Annotated in this window: 27 protein-coding genes; 26 read left to right on the forward strand and 1 reads right to left on the reverse strand. The window is 41.0% G+C overall.

From position 1 onward, the window contains the following. The first annotated feature begins 100 nt into the window (after positions 1–100). The 12 genes from P9E47_RS04270 (at position 101) to P9E47_RS04325 (ending at position 10,752) form a co-directional block, all read left to right on the forward strand. On the forward strand, positions 101–535 hold the full coding sequence (locus P9E47_RS04270) for a hypothetical protein (protein WP_326162662.1): 435 nt from the start codon (positions 101–103) through the stop codon (positions 533–535). A gap of 212 nt (positions 536–747) precedes the next feature. Beyond that, a complete protein-coding gene (prfA, locus tag P9E47_RS04275) occupies positions 748–1,815 on the forward strand; it encodes a peptide chain release factor 1 (protein WP_003333095.1) in 1,068 nt (355 codons plus the stop codon). Next, the gene (gene prmC, locus P9E47_RS04280) at positions 1,815–2,696 is read left to right on the forward strand and encodes a peptide chain release factor N(5)-glutamine methyltransferase (protein ID WP_003333094.1); all 882 of its coding nucleotides are present in this window, start codon (positions 1,815–1,817) and stop codon (positions 2,694–2,696) included. Before prfA ends, prmC begins: the two co-directional genes overlap by 1 nt. Before the next feature lie 224 nt (positions 2,697–2,920). Beyond that, complete coding sequence (spoIIR, locus tag P9E47_RS04285; protein WP_326155990.1) at positions 2,921–3,535, forward strand: stage II sporulation protein R; 615 nt, start codon at positions 2,921–2,923, stop codon at positions 3,533–3,535. Between the two features lie 196 nt (positions 3,536–3,731). Then, positions 3,732–4,190 (forward strand): GNAT family N-acetyltransferase, encoded by a 459-nt coding sequence (locus P9E47_RS04290; protein ID WP_003333090.1) that lies wholly within the window; start codon positions 3,732–3,734, stop codon positions 4,188–4,190. Between the two features lie 174 nt (positions 4,191–4,364). Next, a complete protein-coding gene (locus P9E47_RS04295; protein WP_326162663.1) occupies positions 4,365–5,414 on the forward strand; it encodes an L-threonylcarbamoyladenylate synthase in 1,050 nt (349 codons plus the stop codon). A gap of 117 nt (positions 5,415–5,531) precedes the next feature. After that, the gene (locus tag P9E47_RS04300) at positions 5,532–6,092 is read left to right on the forward strand and encodes a manganese efflux pump MntP (protein WP_003333088.1); all 561 of its coding nucleotides are present in this window, start codon (positions 5,532–5,534) and stop codon (positions 6,090–6,092) included. A 222-nt stretch (positions 6,093–6,314) separates the two neighbouring features. Then, positions 6,315–6,773, forward strand: coding sequence for a low molecular weight protein arginine phosphatase (locus P9E47_RS04305; RefSeq protein ID WP_003333087.1), 459 nt, complete (start codon positions 6,315–6,317; stop codon positions 6,771–6,773). Between the two features lie 95 nt (positions 6,774–6,868). After that, on the forward strand, positions 6,869–8,167 hold the full coding sequence (locus P9E47_RS04310; protein WP_003333086.1) for a methyl-accepting chemotaxis protein: 1,299 nt from the start codon (positions 6,869–6,871) through the stop codon (positions 8,165–8,167). A 1-nt stretch (position 8,168) separates the two neighbouring features. Continuing rightward, positions 8,169–8,609: a ribose 5-phosphate isomerase B gene (gene rpiB / locus P9E47_RS04315; RefSeq protein WP_003333085.1), complete on the forward strand. Its 441-nt coding sequence runs from the start codon at positions 8,169–8,171 to the stop codon at positions 8,607–8,609. A 219-nt stretch (positions 8,610–8,828) separates the two neighbouring features. After that, positions 8,829–9,407 (forward strand): TIGR01440 family protein, encoded by a 579-nt coding sequence (locus P9E47_RS04320; protein ID WP_326162664.1) that lies wholly within the window; start codon positions 8,829–8,831, stop codon positions 9,405–9,407. Between the two features lie 103 nt (positions 9,408–9,510). Beyond that, positions 9,511–10,752, forward strand: coding sequence for a serine hydroxymethyltransferase (locus tag P9E47_RS04325; protein ID WP_003333083.1), 1,242 nt, complete (start codon positions 9,511–9,513; stop codon positions 10,750–10,752). Between the two features lie 116 nt (positions 10,753–10,868). On the opposite strand, the gene P9E47_RS04330 is transcribed toward P9E47_RS04325, so the two are convergent. Continuing rightward, positions 10,869–11,288, reverse strand: a complete 420-nt coding sequence (locus P9E47_RS04330; protein ID WP_003333082.1) for a hypothetical protein — start codon at positions 11,286–11,288, stop codon at positions 10,869–10,871. Between the two features lie 153 nt (positions 11,289–11,441). On the opposite strand from P9E47_RS04330, the gene P9E47_RS04335 reads away from it, so the two are divergent. The 14 genes from P9E47_RS04335 to P9E47_RS04400 all read left to right on the forward strand — a co-directional run bounded on the left by P9E47_RS04335 (position 11,442) and on the right by P9E47_RS04400 (position 25,883). Beyond that, a complete protein-coding gene (locus tag P9E47_RS04335) occupies positions 11,442–12,647 on the forward strand; it encodes a YbfB/YjiJ family MFS transporter (RefSeq protein WP_003333081.1) in 1,206 nt (401 codons plus the stop codon). A gap of 472 nt (positions 12,648–13,119) precedes the next feature. Then, positions 13,120–13,749, forward strand: a complete 630-nt coding sequence (gene upp, locus P9E47_RS04340; RefSeq protein WP_003333080.1) for a uracil phosphoribosyltransferase — start codon at positions 13,120–13,122, stop codon at positions 13,747–13,749. 106 nt (positions 13,750–13,855) lie between these two features. Beyond that, positions 13,856–14,998: a non-hydrolyzing UDP-N-acetylglucosamine 2-epimerase gene (gene wecB / locus P9E47_RS04345; RefSeq protein WP_326162665.1), complete on the forward strand. Its 1,143-nt coding sequence runs from the start codon at positions 13,856–13,858 to the stop codon at positions 14,996–14,998. Positions 14,999–15,556: 558 nt separating this feature from the next. After that, on the forward strand, positions 15,557–17,815 hold the full coding sequence (locus P9E47_RS04350; protein WP_326162666.1) for a S8 family serine peptidase: 2,259 nt from the start codon (positions 15,557–15,559) through the stop codon (positions 17,813–17,815). Positions 17,816–18,347: 532 nt separating this feature from the next. Beyond that, positions 18,348–18,545 (forward strand): AtpZ/AtpI family protein, encoded by a 198-nt coding sequence (locus P9E47_RS04355; protein ID WP_035196026.1) that lies wholly within the window; start codon positions 18,348–18,350, stop codon positions 18,543–18,545. Positions 18,546–18,604: 59 nt separating this feature from the next. Further along, positions 18,605–19,012 carry an ATP synthase subunit I gene (locus P9E47_RS04360; RefSeq protein WP_003333368.1) on the forward strand — a complete coding sequence of 136 codons (408 nt, stop codon included), beginning with the start codon at positions 18,605–18,607 and terminating at the stop codon, positions 19,010–19,012. A 17-nt stretch (positions 19,013–19,029) separates the two neighbouring features. Continuing rightward, on the forward strand, positions 19,030–19,740 hold the full coding sequence (atpB, locus tag P9E47_RS04365) for a F0F1 ATP synthase subunit A (protein WP_003333367.1): 711 nt from the start codon (positions 19,030–19,032) through the stop codon (positions 19,738–19,740). Between the two features lie 54 nt (positions 19,741–19,794). Beyond that, positions 19,795–20,013, forward strand: a complete 219-nt coding sequence (atpE, locus tag P9E47_RS04370; protein WP_003333365.1) for a F0F1 ATP synthase subunit C — start codon at positions 19,795–19,797, stop codon at positions 20,011–20,013. 269 nt (positions 20,014–20,282) lie between these two features. Further along, positions 20,283–20,807, forward strand: coding sequence for a F0F1 ATP synthase subunit B (gene atpF, locus P9E47_RS04375; protein ID WP_003333364.1), 525 nt, complete (start codon positions 20,283–20,285; stop codon positions 20,805–20,807). Continuing rightward, complete coding sequence (locus P9E47_RS04380) at positions 20,804–21,349, forward strand: F0F1 ATP synthase subunit delta (protein ID WP_003333363.1); 546 nt, start codon at positions 20,804–20,806, stop codon at positions 21,347–21,349. The genes atpF and P9E47_RS04380 overlap by 4 nt, the downstream gene beginning before the upstream one ends. Positions 21,350–21,366: 17 nt before the next feature. Then, the gene (atpA, locus tag P9E47_RS04385) at positions 21,367–22,875 is read left to right on the forward strand and encodes a F0F1 ATP synthase subunit alpha (RefSeq protein WP_003333362.1); all 1,509 of its coding nucleotides are present in this window, start codon (positions 21,367–21,369) and stop codon (positions 22,873–22,875) included. A 157-nt stretch (positions 22,876–23,032) separates the two neighbouring features. Next, positions 23,033–23,893: a F0F1 ATP synthase subunit gamma gene (locus tag P9E47_RS04390; protein WP_003333361.1), complete on the forward strand. Its 861-nt coding sequence runs from the start codon at positions 23,033–23,035 to the stop codon at positions 23,891–23,893. Between the two features lie 95 nt (positions 23,894–23,988). Continuing rightward, entirely contained in the window at positions 23,989–25,401 is a 1,413-nt protein-coding gene (gene atpD, locus P9E47_RS04395) for a F0F1 ATP synthase subunit beta (RefSeq protein WP_326162668.1), read from the forward strand. An 80-nt stretch (positions 25,402–25,481) separates the two neighbouring features. Continuing rightward, the gene (locus tag P9E47_RS04400; protein ID WP_003333359.1) at positions 25,482–25,883 is read left to right on the forward strand and encodes a F0F1 ATP synthase subunit epsilon; all 402 of its coding nucleotides are present in this window, start codon (positions 25,482–25,484) and stop codon (positions 25,881–25,883) included. The last annotated feature ends 172 nt before the right edge of the window (positions 25,884–26,055 follow it).

Consider the following 26,055-nt stretch of genomic DNA (forward strand, 5'->3'; position numbering starts at 1 on the left):
GAAACCGATTTTACTTATAATTACCTGTATTGATCGCTTTGTTTTTTGGCAACCTATTTTTTAGGAGGTGTAGTCAATGAATAAGGCGTTTGTTTTTTTATTGATGCTTATACTTACCGTACTTACTGCATGTGGAACAATGAACAATGGTAATCAATTTGGCTTTCAGTCTGAAACCAGTGACACATTAAGAGATAACGAAGAATCAGGGCGGAAGGATGTTTCCTATGTAGAAGGGGAAATAACGGATATCGCTGATCGAAACCCAAACTTTCTAGACCTGAACACCGAAAATGAAGCCCATAATAACCATGGGGCCTACCAACAAAAACTACGTGAAATCGTTGAAAGCACCAATGCCTTCAACGCAGGAATGATTTATATCAATGGTCACAAAGCAATCGTTAACGTGACGCCAAAGCGCAATCTATCTAGAGACGACCTTCACTGGCGAACGGATGACCTTCAAAGAAAACTAGCCAACGCCGTCCCACGCTACAAAATCGACTTACGAGTAAACAATAATAATGCATAACAATCCTCGCAAAGTGTCTAGTACTCCTTCCCAAACAAAAGTACTGGACACTTTTCTTGACTTTGGGCACAGGCACCACTGACGTGCCAACTAATGTCCCATCCGCTGCCCCATCTTCTTTACCACAAATATAATTTCACTATAATTTTGACTAGCAATATCACTTATACTATAATTGAAATGTTATGGACTAATTAATGAGGTGACTATGTGTGTTAGACCGTTTACAAGCGATTGAAAACCGATATGAGAAATTAAATGAACTACTAAGTGACCCAGATGTCATTAGTGATACAAATAAATTACGTGAGTATTCAAAAGAACAGTCAGGAATTGAGGAGACTGTTCAGGTTTACCGTGAATATAAAGAGGTACTTGAGCAATTGAAGGATGCAAAAGCAATGCTTGAGGAAAAATTAGATGCTGAAATGCGCGAAATGGTGAAGGAAGAGGTATCGGAGCTTTCTGAACAGGAAGAACAACTTTCGGAACGGATGCGAATTTTACTTTTACCAAAAGATCCGAACGATGACAAAAACGTTATCGTTGAAATTCGTGGTGCTGCCGGTGGAGACGAAGCGGCATTGTTTGCCGGTGACCTGTTCCGTATGTACAGCCGTTATGCTGAAGCGCAAGGCTGGAAGCCGGAAGTTATTGAAGCGAACTCAACCGGAATTGGTGGCTACAAGGAAATTATTTTCATGATTAACGGTAACGGCGCTTATTCTAAAATGAAGTTTGAAAATGGCGCTCACCGCGTACAACGTGTGCCGGAAACCGAATCTGGCGGTCGCATCCATACATCGACTGCAACAGTTGCTGTACTTGCTGAAGCGGAAGAGGTTGAGGTAGAAGTTCATGAGAAAGACATCCGTGTAGACACATTTGCGTCAAGCGGACCCGGTGGACAAAGTGTTAACACAACGATGTCTGCTGTACGTTTGACCCACATCCCGACTGGTATCGTCGTTTCATGTCAAGATGAAAAGTCGCAAATCAAGAACAAAGAAAAAGCAATGAAGGTATTACGTGCCCGTATTTATGATAAATTCCAGCAGGAAGCACAGGCTGAATACGATCAAAACCGTAAATCAGCCGTTGGAACAGGAGACCGTTCTGAACGTATCCGTACGTACAACTTTCCGCAAAACCGTGTAACAGACCACCGCATTGGTTTAACAATTCAAAAGCTTGATCAAATTTTACAAGGAAAACTTGATGAAATTATTGATGCGTTAATTTTGGATGACCAAGCGAAAAAAATGGAGCAAGCTGAGTAATGAAACCAACATTTACAAAAATACACGAAGCCCTCAATTGGGCTTCTTCTTTTTTAGAAAAACAAAATAGAGAACCATTTGCGGCTGAACTTTTACTAAGACATCACCTTCAAATGTCACGGGCACAGCTCTACGCATCAATAAGAGATCAATGGATGGACGAAAAGACTAAGGAAGCTTTTATCGAAGATGTCTATCAATATGCTGGTGGCACACCTGTCCAATACTTAATGGGATATGAATTTTTTTACGGAAGAAAGTTTGAAGTGAACGAGGAAGTGTTGATCCCACGCCCGGAAACGGAAGAATTAATAGAAGGTGTTTTAAAAAGAAAAAAAGAGCACTTTAGCGGTCGTTCGGAAAAACTCAACGTTGTTGATATTGGAACAGGAAGCGGCATCATCGCGATTACATTGGCGCTTGAGGATCCAGCGCTTCGAGTAACCGCAACAGATATCGCGGAGGAATCGCTTGAAGTGGCCCATAAAAATGCACAAAATCTTGAGGCACCATCAATCTGCTTTATTCAAGGGGATTTATTGACGCCATTCTTGGAGCGTGGTGAAAAGTTCGACATAATCGTCTCCAACCCTCCCTATATTCCGGAAGGGGACATTGAGAATTTGTCCGACATTGTCAAAGACCATGAACCTATCCGAGCGCTGGTTGGCGGTACCGACGGCCTTGACCTATACCGACGCTTTATGGATCAATTGCCGCATGTTGTAGAAGACCATGCTTTGATTGCCTTCGAAATTGGGGTAGGCCAAGGAGAAAATGTTGCTGATATGCTCCAGAAAACTTTTCAGCACAAAGGCATTCATGTTGAAATCGTCCATGATATCAACGGAAAAGACAGGATGGTATTTGGGAGGTTCTGATCGGGTAGCTATTCCGAGTAAAGCATTTATATTTACGGGTAAAGTCTTGGGATTTCCGGCTGAACTCTTGATGATCCGTGTCAACAGCCGGATTTCCGTAGGCATGCCCGCCCCGGCAGCCCAATCTACAAATCTATTAAATTATTTTTATAAAAATTTAATTCTGCTAGTTTAAGATGTTTTGTTTTTGTCCACACTGTCTTAGTAAGGACGGTGGAGATAAAATGAAAAAACAAACACAAGCAATCATATTCATGCTTTTAATTTTAATAGGTGCAAATTTAATTCAAATTTTTGATAGAGCAATTGTAGAGGCGGAGGGGCCAGTTGTAATTCCGGATGAAGCCATCAGATTACGAATTCTTGCAAATAGTGATTCAAACGAAGATCAAGCATTAAAAAGAAAAGTTCGTGATGCGGTAAACGCTGAAATCACGAAATGGGTTGAGGATTTAACTTCCATTGAGGCAGCTAGAACTTTAATTGACAACCGCGTTCCGGAAATTGAAAAAATCACTTATCAAGTATTAGAACAGGAAGGCAGCAACCAAAAGGTTCATGTTGATTTTGACAATGTAAATTTCCCAACAAAAATTTATGGCAACTTTATTTACCCGGCTGGCCAATATGAAGCAATTTTAATTTCACTTGGTAATGCTGAAGGTGCAAATTGGTGGTGCGTACTGTTCCCACCGCTATGCTTCCTAGATTTTTCAAATGGTGATGCAGTAAAGCAAGCAGATGAAGAATCTAAACCAGCTACAGCAGATTCACAGGAAAAAGTAGTAGTAAAATCATTTATCGTAGAATTAATTGAAAAATTACTAGGTGCATTCTAATGAGAATGTTAATCATAAATAAAAAATTAATAGAATTAATAGTCATGAGATCTACTTTTCGATCATAGCTTTTAGTAAATGGGTTAGGGGGCGGTGTGAGCCGCGGGGTCTGGGCCATGGGGTCGGGAACTGTGTCCCACTCCGCAAATCGCGTAAATACACCGCTAAAAATGAAAAGTAGGGAGAGACACTTAACATGCAAATTATTCGTAAAGCAAAACACGATGATATTAATAGAATTGAACAACTAGTAGGGCAGGCGGGCCTGCAAACGCACGGAATTGAACAAAATGTGGATAACTTTTTAATTATGGAAAAAGAAACACACAGCCTGTCCACAAATGGGGATGATCAGTCTCTTGTTGCTGTGGTCGGATTTGAATTTCAGCAACAAAATGGGCTATTGAGATCTTTTGTTATCAATGAAAAGTCGGATCAACTTAGTATTTTAGAAATCATGAGGGCGGTTATTGATTATTCGAAAAAAAATAGTCTGCGGAAGCTGTTTTTATGCACAAGACATCAACGATCTGTTAAACTTTTTCACATGCTAGGGTTCCAGTTGGCTGATGAAACACCTGTGGAAATGTTAGATTTTGAGCACTATCAAAACATAAATAATGAACAACCTGTGATTATGTATTATACTTTTTAGTGATTGAGAGAGATTCAAAACAATTTTCTATACAAAAATATTGGAATAACTAACAAAATCCACAAAGTTATCCACTTTTTTAAGAGAATTATCCACATTATGTGGATAATTTTGTTTATACCGATTAATATAAAATACAGAAAATAGCGATATAGCAAGAGAAGGGACTAAAATATGAATAATTTAAAAACACATCATTGGATTGTGGACAAAAATTCATCGGAACTCACAAGTAATCCACAAATTAAAAACGCTGCCATGTGGATAAGTAGGGGAGAAGTGGTCGCCTTTCCAACAGAAACGGTGTATGGGTTAGGGGCCAATGCCTTGTCAGATCAAGCGATTTCGAAGATTTATGAAGCAAAAGGACGCCCAAGTGATAATCCGCTAATTGTCCACATATCCAATATTAATCAATTAAATAAGTTAGTTAAAAATATTCCAGCTGTGTCTCAAAAATTAATGGATTCATTTTGGCCAGGCCCATTAACGATTATTTTTGAAAGCAATTCGGTTGTTTCTCCAAAAGTGACAGCCGGTTTACAAACAGTGGCGATTCGAATGCCTGACCATCCGGTAGCCCTCGCTTTAATAGAGGCTGCGGATGCACCAGTGGCTGCACCGAGTGCCAATCTATCTGGAAAACCGAGTCCGACCAATGCGGACCATGTTTTGCACGATTTGAACGGAAGAATTGCTGGTGTGGTGGATGGTGGTGCAACCGGTGTCGGCGTAGAATCCACAGTCATTGATTGTACATGCACTCCGCCAATAATTTTGCGCCCAGGTGGAGTAACTAGAGAAGAAATAGAAGCAGTGATTGGATCTGTAGCTGTGGATAAGGCCCTTTTGGAAAAAGACGAAGCTCCCAAATCACCGGGCATGAAATATACGCATTATGCACCAAAAGCACCGTTGTATATCGTAGACGGCCCCCGTGATTTTATCCAAAAGCTCATTGATGAAGAGCACCAAAACGGTAAAAAAGTGGGAATGTTGACAACTGAAGAAAATAAACAGAACTATAATGCGGATATCGTAATAACCTGTGGATATCGTGAAGATTTAAAAACCGTTGCCCACCATTTGTATGACAGCCTTCGCGCTTTCGACGAAGAAAAAATCGATATTATATTCAGCGAAAGCTTTCCGCAAACCGGCGTAGGCGAGGCCGTAATGAATCGCCTATCCAAAGCTGCCGGAGGAAACATAATAAAAGAATAAAATGTGGACAAGTACCACCGGTGTCACAACTGATGCCCCAATATAATTTTTTCTCAATAATTCTAAAACTCCATGGACGTGCATATGTTATACAAGCACGTCTGAGGGGGAAAGACGATGGGAATAACAGAACTAATTGGGGAGATCATAACGCTCTCCATCATGGCAATAGCTCTTGGAATGGACGCCTTTTCGTTAGGCTTGGGAATGGGTATGATTCGACTCCGTTTAAAGCAAGTGTTCTACATAGGAATCACAATCGGAATTTTTCATGTAATAATGCCGCTCTTGGGGATTGGCCTCGGGCGCATGATTTCTGTTCATTTCAGTGGCATTGCTTCCTATATTGGCGGTGCACTTTTATTAATTTTGGGTCTACAGATGGTCGTATCATCTTTTAAATCGGGGCAGCAAACTCTTGTTACACCAATTGGATTTGGTTTAATTATTTTCGCGCTAAGTGTCAGCCTGGATAGTTTTTCGGTTGGTTTAAGCCTCGGGATATTTGGTGCACGGACAGCTGTAGCCATTTTTCTTTTTGGATTTTTCAGTATGGTCCTAACATGGGTGGGCTTGCTGCTCGGCAGAAAGGTTCAGACTTGGCTTGGGTCGTATGGCGAAGCCCTTGGTGGCAGTATCCTCCTCGCATTCGGGTTGAAGCTATTATTGCCATTTTGAAATTTACATGCTTTTTTTTAAAAAATAATGCACAAGGGATTTTAGCATGGAATCCTTTGTGCGTTTTTAATTGCTTTAGGTCATGCCAATTGATGAAGCTCAACCCTAGTCCTTATTTTGAACTTTTTTCGATTATTTTAATTAAATGATATTAGAAGTGGCCGGTTTGCTTTATAATATATAAATATATGGTAAAACTTTATGAGTGAAGGAGGGAGCTGCTTGCATAAAATTCTATTTATTTGTACGGGGAATACATGCAGGAGCCCGATGGCCGAGGCTATTTTTAAGCATAAAACGAATAATCGTTTTGAAGTAAGATCAGCTGGCATTTTTGCGCACGATGGGAGTTCAGCTTCCGCTCATTCAATTGAAATTTTAAAAAATCAATCTATACCAATTGATCATAAGTCGAAGCAGCTTACAACAGAGCTTGTTGCCTGGTCAGATTTAATTTTGACAATGGGAAATAGTCACAAGCAATTGATCCAGCAGCGCTATCCGAAGGCGACCGAAAAGGTTTTTAGTTTAAAAGAGTACGCCCTGAATAGGAAAGCTGATATTGCTGACCCATATGGTGGCTCATTGAATGACTACGAAAAAACTTTCAATGAAATTGAAGAGGCTATTCTTAAGCTTATTGAAAAATTGGACAATCAGGGTGAAGCAGATCAACATTAGACTTCCCACCAAGCCCTGATTTTTTTCTTATATAAAAATAATGTTTTGTGGAGATTAAAGGAGAAACAGTTCTGTACGAATATCGGGAGGCCATAATGCAGAGAAAATACAAGTTTAGCTTACGCATGAAAGTAGTAGTTTTCATCACCATTGTTTCAATTATAACCTATTCAACAAGTGCATTTTTCATATACTTCTTATATGATTATGCGAAAGATTTTATCTCAATTAGCGAAGAGATGTTTACAATTATCACCTTGTTGTTAGGAATTATTTGGTCGGGAATTCTTGCCTATTTTGCTGCTGGTTTTATCGTCAAACCGCTGCAAATTCTTGAAGCAGCCGTCTATAAGGCCGCTGGCGGTGATATTTCTGAGGATGCGAAGGTGTCAAAATCGGACGATGAAATTCGTTCTTTAGGACTTGCTTTTAATAACATGTTAAAATCATTGAGAACAATGGTTATCAATATTGAGCAAAACTTCCAAAGTACGAACCAAAATGTGGATCGTATTTCTGAAGCGTCAAAAACAGCAGCTATTCAAGCTGAGGCTATTTCGTCAACGCTCGAGGATATTGCAAACGGTGCGGAGCGCTCAGCCAGCGCGATCACATCAACGGTTGAATCGATTAATACGGTTACGGAAATTTCCCAGGAAGTATTAAAACATGCAACTGATTCTCAAGCGGTTTCCGCGAATATGGTTGTTTCTTTGGAAAATAGTAAAAAAGTCATTCGTTCGCTAGTCCAAGAAATTGAACTACTTGCAAAAGAAAATCAAGCATCGTTGGCGGTAGTTCAACGACTGGAGAAAAATGCGAAGGAAATTGAAAATATCATTTCATTAGTCGGAGATATCGCTGAGCAGACAAATCTCTTGGCGCTCAATGCTTCGATTGAGGCTGCACGTGCGGGCGAGCATGGCAAAGGTTTTGCCGTTGTAGCCGAAGAAGTTCGTAAATTAGCTGATGAAAGTAGACAAGCTGTTCATGGAATTTCCGACTTAGTTGGGAATATTCAAGTAGAAGTTAAAAATGTCGTTACCCAGATTCTTGAGCAAGTTGACACTGCTAATAAAGGTGCCGATAAGGGTATTGAAACGAATGAAGCGATTGAACAAATGACAGTGTCTGTTCATCAAATGGAGGAAGCTGTTCAACAAATTGCTGTTTTTGCCCAAAAACAAATGAGCTATATTCAAGATACATCGGCTCAATCAGAGGAAGTGGCAGCTATTGCCGAGGAAACTTCTGCGGGGTCTCAGGAAATTTCTGCAACGACGACTGAGCAGGCAGCGATGATTGAAGATATTGCAATTATTGCAGGTCAATTATCAGACCAAGCACAAACATTGAAGCAAACAATTAACCAATTTCAATTAGGAGGCAAATAAAATGAAAGTAGCAATCGCATCAGATCATGGTGGGATCCATATTAGAGCGGAGATTATAGCCCTAATGCAAGAAATGGGGATTGAGTATGAGGATTTCGGCTGTGAATGCAGCAACTCCGTAGATTATCCCGACTATGCAATTCCGGTCGCGGAAAAAGTCGCAAGCGGGGAGTTCGACCGCGGCATTTTGATTTGCGGAACAGGAATCGGTATGTCCATTTCAGCAAATAAGGTAAGAGGCATCCGTTGTGCGCTCGTTCATGACGTATTCAGTGCAAAAGCAACACGTGAGCACAATGATAGCAACATCCTCGCAATGGGTGAACGCGTAATTGGTCCAGGCTTGGCTAGAGAAATTGCAAAAACATGGCTCACAACCGACTTCGAAGGCGGCCGTCATTTAAATCGAATTACAAAAATTACAGATTACGAAAAAAAATAACAATGTAGTAGGATGGGGACCGTCTCGTCGACGACTTCCTCTCCCTCGAACGAAACATTCAATCTGGTTAGCAGGTGTATGCAAAATACCTGCTATTTTTGTATGCGAGCTGTGCCGCGGGGGGGGCGGGTTCTCCGTCCCAGATTGTGTAAGGTGGACGAGCCATGGGGTCGGTCCCCGCGTCCCAGCACATATCATCCAAGAAAGGAGCCCTTAAAAGTGGAAATAGATTTAAAACTTATAAAAATACAGCTTGAAACCGTGCTCGCAGACCTTCAGGCAGTGGCAAACCTTACATCAGACCACATCCTGGTCATTGGGTGCAGCACAAGTGAAGTCATCGGCAAACGAATTGGAACATCCGGAATGGACGAAGTTGCGAAAACAATTTTCTCAGTATTTCAAAATTTTAAGCAAAAAACAGGTGTACAGCTAGCATTCCAATGCTGTGAGCATTTAAACCGTGCCCTAGTCGTTGAAAAAGAAACCGCACAGCAAAAGCGGTTCGAGCCAGTATCTGTCATTCCGGTCAAAACAGCGGGAGGGGCAATGGCAACATACGCCTATAGACATTTTCAAAACCCGAAAATGGTAGAATTCATAAAAGCTGATGCCGGCATTGATATTGGTGACACATTTATTGGAATGCATATTAAGCACGTAGCGGTTCCAGTTCGTGGTAAAATAACAGAAATTGGACAAGCTCACGTTACGATGGTTCGGACAAGACCGAAGCTTATCGGTGGAGAGCGAGCAGTTTATTCGGATATAGAAGCGAACATTTCCTGCGAAAGCTAAAATTTTTTGGGTTTTTTATTAAAAATAAATATGTTACAATGGTTTACGAACATTAATATTCGGATTTTATCAAAAATTAATATATATATCTTAGGAGGAAAACATGGAACATTTAAAATCGCAAGACCAAGAGTTATATCAAGCAATCCAAGACGAACTTGGTCGTCAACGCAATAAAATTGAATTAATTGCGTCAGAAAATTTCGTAAGTGAAGCAGTAATGGAGGCACAAGGTTCTGTTTTAACAAACAAATATGCAGAAGGCTATCCTGGTAAACGTTACTATGGCGGCTGTGAGTATGTGGACGTAGCAGAAGATATCGCAAGAAATCGTGCGAAGCAAATCTTTGGAGCAGAGCATGTCAATGTTCAGCCACACTCAGGTGCACAAGCGAACATGGCGGTTTACTTCACAATTTTACAAACAGGGGATACAGTTCTAGGAATGAACTTATCACACGGAGGACATTTAACACACGGAAGTCCTGTTAACTTCAGTGGAATTCAATACAACTTTGTTGAGTATGGAGTCGACAAAGAAACACAACAAATCGATTATGAAGATGTTTTAGCAAAAGCTAAAGAACATAAGCCGAAATTGATCGTAGCAGGCGCAAGTGCATATCCTCGTGAAATTGACTTTGCGAAATTCCGCGAAATTGCTGATGAAGTGGGAGCTTACTTAATGGTCGATATGGCTCACATCGCTGGTCTTGTGGCAGCCGGCCTGCACATGAATCCTGTACCATACGCTGATTTCGTAACAACAACTACACATAAAACATTACGTGGACCACGTGGCGGTATGATTTTATGTAAACAAGAATTTGCTCAAAAAATTGATAAAGCAATCTTCCCTGGAATCCAAGGCGGTCCATTAATGCACGTAATCGCAGCAAAAGCTGTTGCATTCGGTGAAGCACTACAAGACAGCTTTAAAGAATATGCCGGGAATATTAAAGACAACGCAAAACGTCTTGGAGAAGGCCTGCAAAAAGAAGGCTTAACACTAGTATCAGGCGGTACAGACAACCACTTATTATTAATCGATGTAAGTAAATTAGGATTAACAGGAAAAGTAGCTGAAAAAGCATTAGATGATGTCGGCATCACTGTTAACAAAAATACCATTCCATTCGACCAAGAAAGCCCATTTGTAACAAGCGGTATCCGTATTGGTACAGCTGCAGTTACAAGCCGCGGTTTTGGTCTAGAAGAAATGGACGAAATTGCATCAATCATTGGCTTAACATTAAAAAATGTAGATAACGAAGAAAAATTGGCTGAAGCAGCGAAGCGTGTAGAAGATTTAACTTCAAAATTCCAATTATATCCGAATCTATAATTAATAAGAGCCATGGGGTCGGGATCTATGTCCCGAATGAGGTCAGAGGGTCGGGACCCTCTGGCTCACCGCCCCATTGACCCACCGTCAAGGTAGCCTGACGCCCCATCAACCCTTCACTGCTTCCGAAAGACAATCATCCCGATAATCATAGGAATAATCATAAGCAGTCCCGTTGTTAAAGAGGGGATTGGTATCTTCGTAGCATAAATTGAGCCGAATTCACCTAAAAATCCGCTTATTATAAAAGGAATCGCCGTTTTTGTTTTATTTGCTCCCACCTTTGCATAAAACCAAGAATCCCATACCGCATAGACATAGAAACCCGGATAAAATAACAAACCATCGTAAATAACTGCCTCCAGTGCTTGTTGATGAAACCCGTTAAAATCAAGGTGAATGGCCTTGTTTATATTGGCAGACGCATTAACGTAATGTTCTAGTATTACAAAGAAAATCCCTTTTATAAATTGCCGATTATATATTTGGCCAAACCCTGGCATAAGCATTGAAAATAGAGCTGAAATAACCCTCATTAGCAAAGTTCCTTTATTCATTACTTCTAATTTATTATTTACAAGTAATTTACAGTTTATTCCAAGCAGTTGCAATACAGTGTAAAGGAATTTTAAACTATAAGTAAAAAACTGTGATAAAATTATAAAAATCAGGGGTCCGGGGGTGAGTATTTGAAAAAGCAGCCTTTTCTTTTTTTAATTGGAGGTATTTTTTCTTTAATGATTGCAATGGGAATCGGGAGATTTACATATACGCCAGTACTACCGTTGATGCAAAATGCGATTGGCTTCTCTGACGCCATGGCTGGGTACCTGGCAACAAGCAATTACGCTGGATATTTGGTCGGGGCATTCATTACAAGTGTCGTACCATTGAACAACAATCGGACGTTCCTTCTAAGACTAAGTCTAATTATTAGTATCTCAACAACTGCCATTATGGGTTTATCACATTCTTTTATATTCTGGTTTATCCTTCGTTTTCTATCGGGTGTGGCAAGCGCTTTTGTATTCGTGTTGGCCTCCAGTATTGTTTTAGACAAACTGGCTGCCAGAAACAAAACAAATTGGTCTGGTTTTTTTTACAGTGGTGTAGGGTTTGGAATTTTCACTACAGGATTGTTCACGCCAGCTCTAAACCGCTTTTTCCAGTGGGAAGGTGTATGGGTTGGGCTCGGAATTGTAGCAGCTATTCTAACACTCTTTGTTTGGATTCTGCTCGTAGATTATCCTAATTCGATTGAAAAAACAAATAATCAAGTAGTCAGAAACCAGGTGCCACCCGCTAAATGGCTTCCATGGTTAGTTGCGGCTTACGGTTTAGAGGGCTTGGGCTATATTGTAACAGGAACATTTATCGTTTCTTTTGCTGAAAAAATGTTGCCAACCAGCAGCGCTGCAACCTTTATCTGGATGATCGTAGGCTTGGCTGCCATCCCGTCATGTGCAATTTGGTCATTGATTGGAAAAAGGTGGGGACTTATAAAATCCTTGATTTTTGCGATGGTATTACAATCTCTCGGCATCGCACTACCGGTGATGTGGATGTCGGCAACTAGCTTAATGATCAGTGCCGCACTATTTGGTGCGACATTTATGGGTATCACCACCCTGGCAACAACTATCGCGCGTCAAATGAATCTATCCAATACGAGCCGACTTATTGGCTATATGACGGCCATTTATGCAATCGGCCAAATGATCGGACCAACAATTGCAGGTCTTTTATCATCGGTCACACATAGCTTCAACTCGGCATTAATAGGGGCGGCAGCGGTTGTATTCCTCGGAGCATGCCTAATTATGAATGGAATTAAATTTGAGAAAAAAACGGCTCAAGAAGTTGAGTGGGAGAACGTACAATCCAACAGCAACTAAAAATTTTTATATAATCAAAATTACTCCAAAGTCGATTTCTAAGTAAATCGGCTTTTAAATTTTTGTTTTTGTACCAGCCCGCTACGCAGTTGCAGCGTCAGTTTTATTTTTTCGAACTATCCCAATTTTCTTTTATATCTATTTTAGCCGATGACTTTTCCCAATTCACTTGTCTCTATTACTATTTTCTTATACAATTTACTAGATAGACACAATTTGACCAAAGTAGGCAAATTTTTTAACCTTATTCGGCAATTTTTTTTATGCGACGAGTAATCGCAGGAGCAGAATTCTCTTAATTCCATAACTGGTGGCGGGATGTGCTTTTTTCGGCCATCATAGAATCCACATAATTTGTCCAAATATGTCAACTGTGCTGCCCTCATTCTTTTTTGAAATAAAAGCAATGTCTTTCAAAAATATAAAAATGGGCAAAATACATAATGTGAAAATGAGAAAAGGAGACGGTAAGATGGGAAAAATTCATGTTTTTGATCATCCGTTAATTCAACATAAGCTTACAATGATTCGTGACAAAAATACGGGTACAAAAGAATTTCGCGAGCTGGTAGACGAAATTGCTAGTTTAATGGCTTTCGAAGCAACACGTGACCTTCCACTTAAGGAAGTAACCGTTGAAACACCAGTAGCAACGGCTAAAGCAAATGTGCTTGCAGGTAAAAAGCTGGGTCTAATTCCAATTTTACGTGCAGGTCTTGGAATGGTAGACGGTATTTTAAAGCTGATTCCGGCTGCAAAGGTTGGTCATGTTGGTCTATACCGTGACCCTAAAACGCTAATGCCTGTCGAATACTATGTGAAGCTTCCATCTGACATCGAAGAGCGCGAGTTCATCGTTTTAGATCCAATGCTTGCTACAGGAGGCTCAGCTGCTGCTGCGATTACTTCTTTAAAAACACGCGGTGCCACTCATATTCGTTTAATGTGTGTCATTGCTGCTCCTGAAGGTGTTGAAGTGGTTCAAAAAGAACATCCTGATGTTGATATTTATATTGCTGGATTAGATGAAAAATTGAATGACCACGGCTATATTGTTCCAGGTTTAGGAGATGCGGGAGACCGTCTTTTCGGAACAAAATAATCGCCGTTTACTATGCACATGCCACTCAATAGTAGTGGCAAGTTGCTTATTTAGCCCAAAATACCTTGGTCGCTTTGTTCGGAACAATTAATTGGAGTGAATAAAAATGTCAAAACGAATTAAAGTTTTAACGACTTTTGGAACTAGACCGGAAGCGATTAAAATGTGCCCGCTTGTGCTGGAACTGGAAAAACGCCCGGAACAGTTTGAATCCATTGTTGCGGTAACAGCTCAGCATCGCCAAATGCTCGATCAGGTTTTAGAAATTTTTAATGTAAAACCTGATTACGATCTAAACATCATGAAGGACCGCCAAACACTTATCGATGTGACAACTAGAGGGCTTGAAGGTTTGGATGCTGTTATCAAAGAGGTCAAACCGGACATCGTGCTTGTTCATGGCGATACGACAACAACGTTTATCGCGAGCCTTGCTGCGTATTATAATCAGGTTTCGGTGGGTCATGTTGAAGCCGGCTTACGGACTTGGAATAAATATTCGCCATTTCCGGAGGAGATGAACCGCCAATTAACAGGCGTGATCGCTGACCTTCATTTTTCACCGACGGAAAAAGCCTTCGAAAACCTTACGAATGAAAATAAAAAGCAAGAGGCAATCTTTATCACCGGAAATACAGCGATTGATGCTTTAAAAACTACGGTAAAAGAAGATTATACAAACGAGGTTCTTGAAAAAGTAAGCGGGGGCAGACTTGTACTTGTGACAGCACACCGTCGCGAAAACCTTGGGGAGCCGATGCGCAATATGTTCCGTGCGATTCGCCGCATCGTAGATGAGTTCGCTGATGTTCAGGTCATTTACCCTGTCCATATGAATCCTGCTGTACGTGAAATTGCTGGTGAAATTTTGGGCGGACATGATCGCATTCAATTAATTGAACCGCTTGATGTGATTGACTTCCATAACTTTGCCGCTCGTGCTCATTTAATTTTGACCGATTCCGGCGGCGTTCAGGAGGAGGCGCCATCGCTTGGAGTTCCAGTTCTTGTATTACGCGACACGACGGAGCGTCCAGAAGGAATCGAAGCCGGCACATTGAAGTTGGCCGGAACAGATGAGGATACAATCTATCGTTTAGCATCCGACTTGCTTACAGATCAGATTGAATATGAAAAAATGGCAAAAGCTTCGAACCCATACGGAGATGGAAAAGCCAGCGAACGCATTGCTGAAGCCATCCGCTACCATTTTGGTCAAATCGAACAACGCCCAGAAGCATTTTTATAATAGAAAAGCGGAAGCGCCTTGCTCATCGCCGTACAAACTGGAGGGGCTTCGACTGAGATAAAGGAAACTTGAATTGCGTTAGCAATTCTTAGTTGACTTATCGTAGGGAGGAGACCTGAAGTTTGCTAGGCGATAGGCGCTGGAGCTAGACAATGTTGAGTGGGACATGGGGCCGGGTTCTCCGTCCCACAATTACTTTTGCTTAATAATGCGCTTAAGAATGAAAGCGTTTTAACAGAGAAGAAAAAAACCACACAAAAAACCTGTTTCAAAAAAATGGCTAATGGTGTTTCATTGCAGTTGCCAAGTAGTTGGATTTTGCAAAAAATTTGCTATATATAATAGGAAGAAACTCGAAATAGGTACACAGGAAATTATATGTTCCTTATAAATTATTATTTTATCTTTGAAAAGGTCAACTTTACTACCCTCGCTCTACTAACTATATTTAAAACTATTGATACAGTCCAAAAACCTTGTCACACTCCGATTAATAAATTTTTACATAAAAATACCATTATAGTGACACAATAATCGATTAAGGAGTGTGGTGCTATAATGCTAAAAACTATCATTAGTTTGACCCTCGTCAACCTGCTTTTATCAAGTCAACTTACGCATACTTATGCACATCAAATCCATACGAATGTTCCGAAAATAAAACCAATTAAAATAAACGTAACCCCTCCAGAAAAGAATCAATCCAAAAAGTTCATCATTGAAGTTGAAGACCAAGAAGTACTTAAGAAAATAAAAGCCAATTATCCAAATGTAAAACTAGACAAGGTGTTTGATACGGTCCTTCAAGGTGCATCGATTGTTGGAACCGAGGAAGATATTGAAAAAATAAAACGGCAGCCCGGGATTAAAGAGGTGCATCATACAAGTACCTATAAAGTCGAGCTTGATCAAAGTGTGCCTTTCATCGGTGGAATGCTTCTCCGCGGTGAATTCGATGAGAAGGGTCGGCGCCTGACAGGTAAAGGTGTGAAGGTCGGTGTTATCGATACGGGCATTGATTATACTCATGGAGATTTGCAACGAAATTATCAAGGTGGGTTTGACCTTGTCGATGAGGACGAGGATCCGATGGAAACGGTGAAAAGCCAAGGGGAGGCTACCTTGCACGGATCACATGTGGCTGGAATCATTGGTGCCAACGGAAAGTACCTTGGGGTAGCACCCGATGCTGAAATTTATGCCTATCGTGCGCTCGGTCCGGGTGGTGTCGGAACATCCGATCAAGTCATTGCCGCCATTGAAAAAGCGGTCGAGGATGGAATGGACATTATTAATCTATCGCTTGGCAGCTCAGTCAACGGTCCGGATTATCCGACGAGCATGGCACTCGATAAGGCGGTGGAAAAAGGAGTTATTGCGGTAACTTCAAATGGAAACTCCGGCCCTGGGTTGTGGACGGTGGGCTCGCCAGGCACTTCGGAAAAAGCAATTTCAGTTGGTGCTTCGACTCCGCCGCTTGAGATTCCTGTACTAGAGCTGGAGTTGGTTCCAAACAAAACCTTTATCCTTCAGCCACTTCAAGGCTCCGTACCTTGGAACCTAACGAAAAGCCACAAAATCATTTTCGGTGGATTAGGATACCCAACAGAATTCCCGGATGTCAAAGACAAAATTGTTTTAATCGAAAGAGGAGAAATATCTTTTACGGAAAAGGTTAATAATGCCTATAAAAAGGGCGCGAAAGCAGTGTTGATTTTTAACAATGAGGAAGGAGCTTTTTCAGGAGGACTAGAGGAGGCAATCACGATTCCGGTTGTAGCGCTCACCCGGGAGGACGGACTTTTTATAAAAGACGAACTGGAAAAAGGACATGAGTGGGCGGCGACAAAAATGAGGAAGGTGCAGGACCAATTGGCCAATTTCAGTTCACGCGGTCCGGTTACGCACACTTGGGGAATCAAGCCCGATGTGGTGGCACCGGGTGTGAAAATTAAAAGCACAATCCCGAACGGTTACATTTCATTGCAAGGAACAAGTATGGCTGCACCGCATGTTGCTGGAGCGGCGGCGTTAATCAAGCAGGCTCACCCTGATTGGAATCCAGAGCAAGTAAAGGCGGCGCTGATGAATACAGCAAAACCGATTTTCGATGATGTGGGTCGAATGTACAACCCATACGAGCAGGGGGCCGGTCGGATTCAGGTCGAGAAAGCGGTGGATGCGAAGGTGTTGGTATATCCCGGGTCATTGGCGTTGGGATCGATTGTGCCAAATAGCGGAATGATTGAGAAGTCGGTAAAGATAACGCTAGAAAATAAATCTAGTCAAACTGAAAAAATATCATTCGCCACTCCTAACTTGAAGGAAGGAGTTCACTGGAGGCTGCCTTTATCCTTTTCGTTAAAACCGCTGGAAAAGAGAATCGTGACTGTAGCTGTGACTGTCGATTCGAATAAGATAACGGATGGCATTCACTACGGAAATGTAAAAGTAGAGTCAAGCAGTGATGACGAAATTCTGCTCCCATATCTATTTGTTGTCGGAGATGCGGACCATCCACGGGTTATGGGCTTTTCATTCGAGAAGGAGAGTGGGGCGGATGATGTTTATAAATACGAACTCTACTTGCCAGAAGGAGCGGAGGAATTAGGAGTTGCCCTCTTCGACCCGCTGACTTTAACCTACGTCGGACACCTAGTCCAGGAAAGAAATGTGAACAGAGGTTTACTAGAGGCTGAACTGAAGCGAGACGACATTCCATTCGCCGACGGGGATTACATTTGTATTGTCTATGCAATACAAAACGGCAAAGAAGGAGTGCAACAAAGTAGGATAACCATTGGGGAGGGGAAGTGAATAGAAGGGCTGGCAGTGGTGCCAGCCCTGTGAGGAGGACATTTCCGAACTTCCATGTGTAGAATTATTAAATAAAGGTAATTTAGTGTAATTTCATTATAAAAACGAACCTTTTTCTCACAGATTGGTTGTATTGTTATGAAAAAAGCATATTAAATTAACGAAAAGCCCTTTTTATGGACAATCTGTTGACCAAATTACCCAAAAAACAGGTTTAAAGCTGGGTGGAAGGGGGAAAGGGTACTCTGGGGAAAGCGATGATAGTACAGCGGCAGTGAGGTACCACCGACCAGTTCCCAACGTCGAAAATACCTCTCACAGGGCACTGAAGGGGCTGCTTCCGAAATTTTGACATATATGTGACGATTTTCACTTAAAATGGATTGACATTAAAAGTGCCCTATTGTATGCTAAAAAAGGTGTGAAAAGGGAGCAAAATATGTATATATTTGTCAGTGAATTGAAAAAACTTTAGCGGAAGGAGTGTTTTTCCTTGCGTGATGAGAAACGGCCTAGAAATCCTTATAAGGCGATGGCGCTTATGTCCGCCATTTCTGCCCAATTGGTTGGCTCAATCTTAATAGGTTTATTTTTAGGAAAATGGCTGGATGCCGAGTTAGGGACGCTGCCATTATTTTTAATTTTAGGTCTATTTCTAGGATTGGCGACTGGCATCTATAGCATGTTACAGCTTATCAAGAAGTTCAATGTGAACGATGATCAAAAATAAACATATTCTCACCCAAAGCCTTAAGCCATCTTAAGCCTAAGCCTTGAAAAAAGGGAGACATGATGAATATTAAAGAATACAAGCAAATTTTCATCAGAGAACTTAAGATTATTATTAATCTACTAGCAATATTTGTGATAGGATGGGGCTTTACGCCATACCCTCACATTTTTTTAGGGCTAATACTGGGAACTCTTATCAGTACATACAATTTATGGTCGATGCATAGCAAGGTTAACCGAATGGGACAAACCATCGTCGACAATGCGAACAAAAAAGAAGATGAAAAGAAAAAGAGAGTCAAGTCTCTTGGATCTTTGAACAGACTAGCAGCTGCCGCGCTGGCAGTTCTTATCGCAATGCGCTACCCGGAAACGTTTAGCCTAGTAGCCGTGATTATAGGATTAATGACAAACCATTTCGTCATTATGATAGATTTTCTTTTTCAATCCATCCGGAAAAACTGAAAGAGAGGTGAAACAATTTGGAACATGGTGCTCCAATAGTAACATTTTTAGGACTTCAATTTAATTTAGCCAACGTCCTTATGATCACAATTGCTTCAATTATTGTATTTTTACTTGCAACTGCTGGCGCAAAATCCTTACAACTCCGCCCAACTGGGATGCAAAACTTTATGGAGTGGGTTTTGGACTTCGTCAAAGGGATCATCGGGAATACAATGGACTGGCAAACGGGTGGTCGTTTCCTAACATTGGGCGTAACAATCATTATGTACATCTTTGTATCAAATATGTTAGGTCTACCATTCTCAGTATCGATTGATGGCGTTCTGTGGTGGAAATCACCTACAGCAGACCCAACAATCACATTAACTTTAGCTGTAATGGTCGTAGGTCTATCTCATTATTACGGTGTTAAGTTAACAGGGGCAAAACATTATGGAGGAACATTCTTCGCTCCAATGAAGTTTTTATTCCCACTAAAAATCATCGAAGAGTTTGCAAACACTCTAACTCTCGGTCTGCGTCTCTATGGTAACATCTACGCAGGTGAAATTTTACTAGGTTTACTGGCAGGATTAATGTCAAGTGGTGTCGGCGGTGCAATCGGTGGTATTTTACCGATGCTTGCATGGCAGGGATTCAGTATTTTCGTAGGTACAATCCAAGCATTTATTTTTACAATGTTAACAATGGTTTACTTGTCTCATAAAGTGAGCATGGACCATTAATATAAAAACTCTATTATAATAAAACTTTTCATAGGAAAAAGGGAGGACTTTTAAATGAATTTAATAGCAGCTGCAATTGCGGTAGGTTTAGCGGCACTAGGTGCTGGTATTGGTAACGGTCTTATCGTTGGACGTACAGTTGAGGGAATCGCTCGTCAACCAGAACTTCAAGGTAGACTTCAAACTACAATGTTTATCGGGGTTGCGTTAGTAGAAGCATTACCGATCATCGGGGTAGTTATCGCGTTCATCGTAATGGGCCAAAACGCTTAATAAAAAGAACCCATACAACAGCAAATTAAAGCATCAAGGATCATGGACCTTAGTTCATAATGGCGAAAGATCGATCTAAGCGAGATCCTTCGCCATTCCTTTATGGGGACCTAGTTCCAAGACTAATCACGAACTTAATTCGGAGTTTTTCGAGAAATTTCATCTAAAAATTCAACCGAAAAAGCATTCCGATTAAAACTAGAAACAAAGCTAAATCGCATTATTCATTTTCATGATGAGTAGGCACGTATTGAAAGGAGTGAAATACAGTGTCATTAGACTTTTTAGTATTAGCATCAGCTGGTGCGCAAGGTATTAACACAGGTGATATCGTTTTCCAGCTTGCATCGTTTATCATTCTATTACTTTTACTTCGTAAGTTTGCATTCGGCCCATTAATGGGAATTATGAAAAAACGTGAAGAGCATATTGCTAACGAAATCGAAGCAGCAGAAAAAGCTCGTCAAGAAGCCCAAAAGGTTGCAGCACAACAAGCTGAAGCACTTAAAACAGCACGTCAAGATGCTGCTGAATTAATCGAAAACGCTAAGAAACTTGGCGAGCAACAACAAAAAGATATTATCGAAGCTGCTAAAGTTGAAGCAACACGTCTAAAAGATGCTGCTGTAAAAGAAATACAGCAAGAAAAAGACCAAGCTATTTCAGCTTTACGTGAGCAAGTGGCTACATTATCAGTACTAATTGCATCTAAAGTTATTGAAAAAGAGTTAAATGAACAAGATCAACAAAAACTGATCGATGAGTACATCAAAGAGGTAGGCGAGGCACGATGAGTCAAAATGCTGTCGCTGGTCGCTATGCCGTCGCTCTTTACCAATTAGCAAAAGAACGTAACGAATTAGAGCAATTAGAACAAGAATTACAGGTTGTCGAAAAAGTAGTGGCTGAAAATCCACAATTTCTTACAATCTTAAAACATCCAAAGATTGCAAAAGACACGAAAAAAGCGCTAGTAAAAGAAGTATTCAAAGATGCCTCACAAACTGTAATCAACATGATTCTTCTTTTAATCGATCGCAAACGTGAAGAAATCCTTCTAGAAGTGGCTGAACAATATTTCCTTTTAGCTAATGATGCACGCGGTATTGCGGATGCGAAAGTATTCTCAGTCCGTCCATTAAATGCTGATGAAGAAAAAGCACTTTCAGAAGTTTTTGCAAAGAAAATTGGCAAATCAGAATTACGCATTACAAATATCGTAGACAACAGCCTAATCGGCGGTGTCAAGATACGAATCGGAAATACAATTTATGATGGCAGTGTAAAAGGTAAGCTTGACCGTATTGAACGTCAATTACTATCAGCACAACGCTAGAAGTAGGGGTGAAATTCATGAGCATCAAAGCAGAAGAAATTAGTGCACTGATAAAAAAGCAAATCGAAAATTATCAGTCTGAAATCGAAGTGAATGATGTTGGTACTGTAATCCGTGTCGGTGACGGTATCGCACTTGCTCATGGTCTTGATAACGCAATGGCGGGAGAACTTCTTGAGTTCTCTAACGGAGTAATGGGTCTTGCCCAAAACTTAGAAGAAAACAACGTTGGTATCGTTATTCTTGGACCATATACTGAAATTCGTGAAGGTGACGAAGTTCGTCGTACAGGCCGTATCATGGAGGTTCCTGTAGGTGAGCAATTATTAGGACGTGTAGTAAACCCATTAGGTTTACCGGTTGACGGCTTAGGCCCAATTGAAACTACAAAAACTCGTCCAATCGAACAAAAAGCACCAGGGGTTATGGCTCGTAAATCAGTACATGAACCATTACAAACTGGTATTAAAGCGATTGACGCTCTTGTACCAATCGGACGCGGACAACGTGAGTTAATCATCGGTGACCGTCAAACTGGTAAAACATCAGTAGCAATCGACGCAATCTTAAACCAAAAAGACGAAAATATGATTTGTATTTACGTTGCAATTGGTCAAAAAGAATCAACAGTTCGTGGTGTTGTTGAAACATTACGTAAAAACGGTGCATTAGATTACACAATCGTTGTAACAGCATCTGCATCACAACCAGCTCCATTATTATACCTTGCTCCATATGCAGGTGTAGCAATGGGTGAGGAATTCATGTACAACGGTAAGCACGTTTTAATCATCTATGATGATTTAACAAAACAAGCATCAGCATACCGTGAACTTTCATTGTTATTACGTCGTCCTCCAGGTCGTGAAGCGTATCCAGGGGATGTATTCTACTTACACTCACGCTTACTAGAGCGTGCAGCAAAACTTAACGATGATTTAGGCGGCGGTTCAATGACGGCACTTCCATTCATCGAAACACAAGCTGGTGACGTTTCTGCGTATATTCCAACAAACGTTATCTCAATTACAGACGGACAAATCTTCTTACAATCAGACTTGTTCTTCTCAGGGGTACGTCCAGCGATCAACGCAGGTCTATCAGTATCACGTGTAGGGGGTTCTGCCCAAATTAAAGCGATGAAAAAGGTATCAGGTACATTACGTCTTGACCTTGCTTCTTTCCGTGAGTTAGAAGCATTCGCACAATTCGGTTCAGACCTTGATAAAGCTACACAAGCAAAATTAAACCGTGGTGTTCGTACTGTAGAAGTATTGAAGCAAGGTTTAAACAAGCCGCTTGCTGTTGAAAAGCAAGTCGTAATCCTTTATGCATTAACAAAAGGCTTCCTTGACGAAATTCCAGTAGCAGATATTGGCCGTTTCGAGCAAGAACTATATGCATGGATTGAACATAACCGCAAAGAAATTTTTGAAACTATTAAGAGCACTAAAGAATTGCCTGCTGATGCAGACATTACTGCTGCAATCAATGACTTCAAAAAGACATTTGCAATATCTGAATAATAGAAAAGCGGAAGCGACCGTTTAGCGAAGTTTACTAGTCGCTGGTCGCTGTAGCTAGACAACGATACAGAGATTATCTTATTTTAAAAATAAATAAAGGTGGCGCGAGCCTCGCAAGGCCCGGCCCCTTTACCACGAGAAAAAGGTGGTGAAACGAGTGGCTTCATTACGCGAAATAAAAGGTCGTATTACATCAACAAAGAAAACGATGCAAATCACAAAAGCGATGCACATGGTATCAGCTTCTAAGTTAAGCCGTGCTGAAGAAAACGCTAAATCATTCTATCCGTACATGGAAAAAATGCAAGAGGTTGTAACAAGCATAGCCCTTGGAAGTAAAGGTGTCAGCCATCCAATGCTAGAATCAAGACCGGTTAAAAAGACTGGCTATCTAGTAATCACATCTGACCGTGGCTTAGCTGGTGCTTATAACAGTAACGTTTTACGTGCTGTATTACGACAAATTCAAGAACGTCATAAATCAACTGATGAATACACGATTGTTGCAATTGGACGTATGGGACGTGACTTCTTTAAGAAGAGAAATATGCCGGTTGTCAAAGAAATCACTGGTTTAGCAGACCAGCCCGTATTCTCAGATATTAAAGAAATAGCTAACCAAGCAGTTGGTATGTTTACAGATGGGGCTTATGACGAACTTTATATGTACTATAACCATTTTGTTAGTGCGATCTCACAAGAATTAACGGTGAAAAAGCTTTTACCGTTAACAGACCTTGCTGAAGGCAATACTGGCTTAAGTTCATATGAGTATGAACCATCTCAAGAAGAAATTTTAGAAACACTGCTTCCGCAGTATGCTGAAAGTTTAATTTATGGAGCGCTGCTCGATGGTAAGGCTAGTGAACATGCTTCGCGTATGACTGCAATGAAAAGTGCTACTGATAACGCTGGTGAGCTTATCGATTCACTTACATTGTTATTCAACCGTGCACGTCAAGCTGCAATTACTCAAGAAATCACCGAAATCGTCGGTGGGGCAGCAGCATTAGAATAGTACTGACTTTAAGTGCAGCCAGGCAAACACCTGACTCACTAGTACTGAATAGAACGGAATGTTCATAGTGAACAAATCTGTTAGGAGGAAAAGCGATGAATAAAGGACGCATAACAGCAATTTTGGGTCCAGTTGTAGACGTAAAATTCGAAAGCGGCAAGCTTCCTGAATTATACAACGCCCTTAGAATTGAACATAAAGCGCGTACTGCATCAGAAGTGGATATCAACTTAACATTAGAAGTTGCCCTTCATCTTGGTGACGATACAGTACGTACAGTTGCGATGGACTCTACTGACGGTTTAATTCGCGGAATCGAAGCAGTAGATACTGGCGCACCAATCTCAGTACCAGTTGGTGACGTTACTCTAGGTCGTGTATTCAACGTATTAGGAGAAACAATTGACCTTAATGAACCAGTTCCTGCAGAGGCTCGCAGAGATCCAATCCATCGTCAAGCACCAACATTTGAACAATTATCAACACAAGTTGAAATCTTAGAAACTGGAATTAAAGTAGTAGACCTTCTTGCTCCTTACATCAAGGGTGGTAAGATCGGTTTGTTCGGTGGTGCCGGTGTAGGTAAAACCGTATTAATCCAGGAATTAATCAACAACATCGCTCAAGAGCACGGCGGTATCTCAGTTTTCGCTGGTGTAGGTGAACGTACTCGTGAGGGTAATGACCTTTACCACGAAATGAGTGATTCAGGCGTTATCAAGAAAACAGCGATGGTATTTGGTCAGATGAACGAGCCACCTGGAGCACGTCAACGTGTTGCCTTAACTGGTTTGACAATGGCTGAATATTTCCGTGATGAGCAAGGACAAGACGTGTTATTCTTTATCGATAACATCTTCCGTTTCACACAAGCAGGTTCAGAGGTATCTGCCCTATTAGGACGTATGCCATCTGCCGTAGGTTACCAACCAACACTAGCTACTGAAATGGGTCAATTACAAGAACGTATCACATCTACTAACGTAGGTTCAGTTACATCAATCCAAGCGATCTATGTACCAGCGGATGACTATACTGACCCAGCGCCAGCAACAACTTTCGCTCACTTAGATGCAACAACTAACCTTGAGCGTAAGCTTTCTGAGATGGGTATTTACCCAGCGGTGGATCCATTAGCATCTACATCTCGTGCATTATCACCTGAGATTGTTGGTGAAGAACATTACAATGTTGCTCGTCAAGTACAGCAAACATTACAAAGATACAGAGAATTACAGGATATTATCGCAATCCTAGGTATGGATGAACTAGGCGACGAAGACAAGTTAGTCGTTGCACGTGCTCGCCGTATCCAATTCTTCTTATCTCAAAACTTCCACGTTGCTGAGCAATTTACAGGTCAACCAGGATCATATGTACCTGTAAAAGAAACAGTTCGTGGCTTCAAGGAAATCCTTGAAGGTAAATACGACGATCTTCCAGAAGACGCATTCCGTCTAGTTGGACGTATCGAAGAAGTTGTTGAAAAAGCAAAAGCAATGGCGTAAATCTAGAAGTGAGAAATGGGAAATGAGAGAATCTCATTTCTCACATCTTACAACTCACCTCTAGAATAGGAGGTTATCTAATGAAGACAATTCAAGTCAGTGTAGTTACTCCTGATGGCGCTGTAGTTGAAACAGATGTTGAAATGGTTAGTGTAAAAGCAGTAAGCGGTGAACTTGGTATTTTACCAGGCCATATTCCGTTGGTTGCCCCGTTAACTATTAGTGCTGTTCGTCTTAAGAACGGCAACAACACTGACAAAGTTGCTGTTAGTGGTGGCTTCGTTGAAGTAAGACCTGAAAAAGTGACAATTCTAGCTCAAGCAGCTGAATTGGCTACAAGTATAGACATAGATCGTGCTCGTGCAGCGAAAGAACGTGCAGAGCGCCGTTTACAACAAGCAAAAACAGACGACGTTGATTTCAAACGTGCCGAACTTGCATTAAAACGTGCAATCAATCGTTTAGATGTTGGCGGACGTTAATATTATTCAGTAGATCCCTCCACTTTCATAAGTGGCGGGATTTATTTATGTTATCTAGTTGTAAAAAACCTAATGCAGGATCAAATTCGATCCTTCTTTAGTTTTTTTAGCAACATAGTTTCACATAATGAAACAAAATATTACGTCAAAATAATAATGACAAGAACTGTAT

Source organism: Schinkia azotoformans (assembly GCF_035811335.1).
Lineage (GTDB): Bacteria > Bacillota > Bacilli > Bacillales > Bacillaceae_J > Schinkia > Schinkia azotoformans.

Excerpts from the sequence above, each read along its gene's own strand:
- P9E47_RS04330 (WP_003333082.1), bottom strand. The coding sequence starts at position 11,288 with ATGAGGGTTATTTCAGCTCTATTTTCAATGCTTATGCCAGGGTTTGGC.
- spoIIR (WP_326155990.1), top strand. The coding sequence starts at position 2,921 with ATGAAAAAACAAACACAAGCAATCATATTCATGCTTTTAATTTTAATA.
- prmC (WP_003333094.1), top strand. The coding sequence starts at position 1,815 with ATGAAACCAACATTTACAAAAATACACGAAGCCCTCAATTGGGCTTCT.
- rpiB (WP_003333085.1), top strand. The coding sequence starts at position 8,169 with ATGAAAGTAGCAATCGCATCAGATCATGGTGGGATCCATATTAGAGCG.
- P9E47_RS04295 (WP_326162663.1), top strand. The coding sequence starts at position 4,365 with ATGAATAATTTAAAAACACATCATTGGATTGTGGACAAAAATTCATCG.
- atpD (WP_326162668.1), top strand. The coding sequence starts at position 23,989 with ATGAATAAAGGACGCATAACAGCAATTTTGGGTCCAGTTGTAGACGTA.
- wecB (WP_326162665.1), top strand. The coding sequence starts at position 13,856 with ATGTCAAAACGAATTAAAGTTTTAACGACTTTTGGAACTAGACCGGAA.
- P9E47_RS04310 (WP_003333086.1), top strand. The coding sequence starts at position 6,869 with ATGCAGAGAAAATACAAGTTTAGCTTACGCATGAAAGTAGTAGTTTTC.
- P9E47_RS04325 (WP_003333083.1), top strand. The coding sequence starts at position 9,511 with ATGGAACATTTAAAATCGCAAGACCAAGAGTTATATCAAGCAATCCAA.
- P9E47_RS04290 (WP_003333090.1), top strand. The coding sequence starts at position 3,732 with ATGCAAATTATTCGTAAAGCAAAACACGATGATATTAATAGAATTGAA.
- P9E47_RS04300 (WP_003333088.1), top strand. The coding sequence starts at position 5,532 with ATGGGAATAACAGAACTAATTGGGGAGATCATAACGCTCTCCATCATG.
- upp (WP_003333080.1), top strand. The coding sequence starts at position 13,120 with ATGGGAAAAATTCATGTTTTTGATCATCCGTTAATTCAACATAAGCTT.
- atpE (WP_003333365.1), top strand. The coding sequence starts at position 19,795 with ATGAATTTAATAGCAGCTGCAATTGCGGTAGGTTTAGCGGCACTAGGT.
- P9E47_RS04360 (WP_003333368.1), top strand. The coding sequence starts at position 18,605 with ATGATGAATATTAAAGAATACAAGCAAATTTTCATCAGAGAACTTAAG.
- P9E47_RS04380 (WP_003333363.1), top strand. The coding sequence starts at position 20,804 with ATGAGTCAAAATGCTGTCGCTGGTCGCTATGCCGTCGCTCTTTACCAA.
- atpA (WP_003333362.1), top strand. The coding sequence starts at position 21,367 with ATGAGCATCAAAGCAGAAGAAATTAGTGCACTGATAAAAAAGCAAATC.
- P9E47_RS04350 (WP_326162666.1), top strand. The coding sequence starts at position 15,557 with ATGCTAAAAACTATCATTAGTTTGACCCTCGTCAACCTGCTTTTATCA.
- P9E47_RS04400 (WP_003333359.1), top strand. The coding sequence starts at position 25,482 with ATGAAGACAATTCAAGTCAGTGTAGTTACTCCTGATGGCGCTGTAGTT.
- P9E47_RS04355 (WP_035196026.1), top strand. The coding sequence starts at position 18,348 with ATGGCGCTTATGTCCGCCATTTCTGCCCAATTGGTTGGCTCAATCTTA.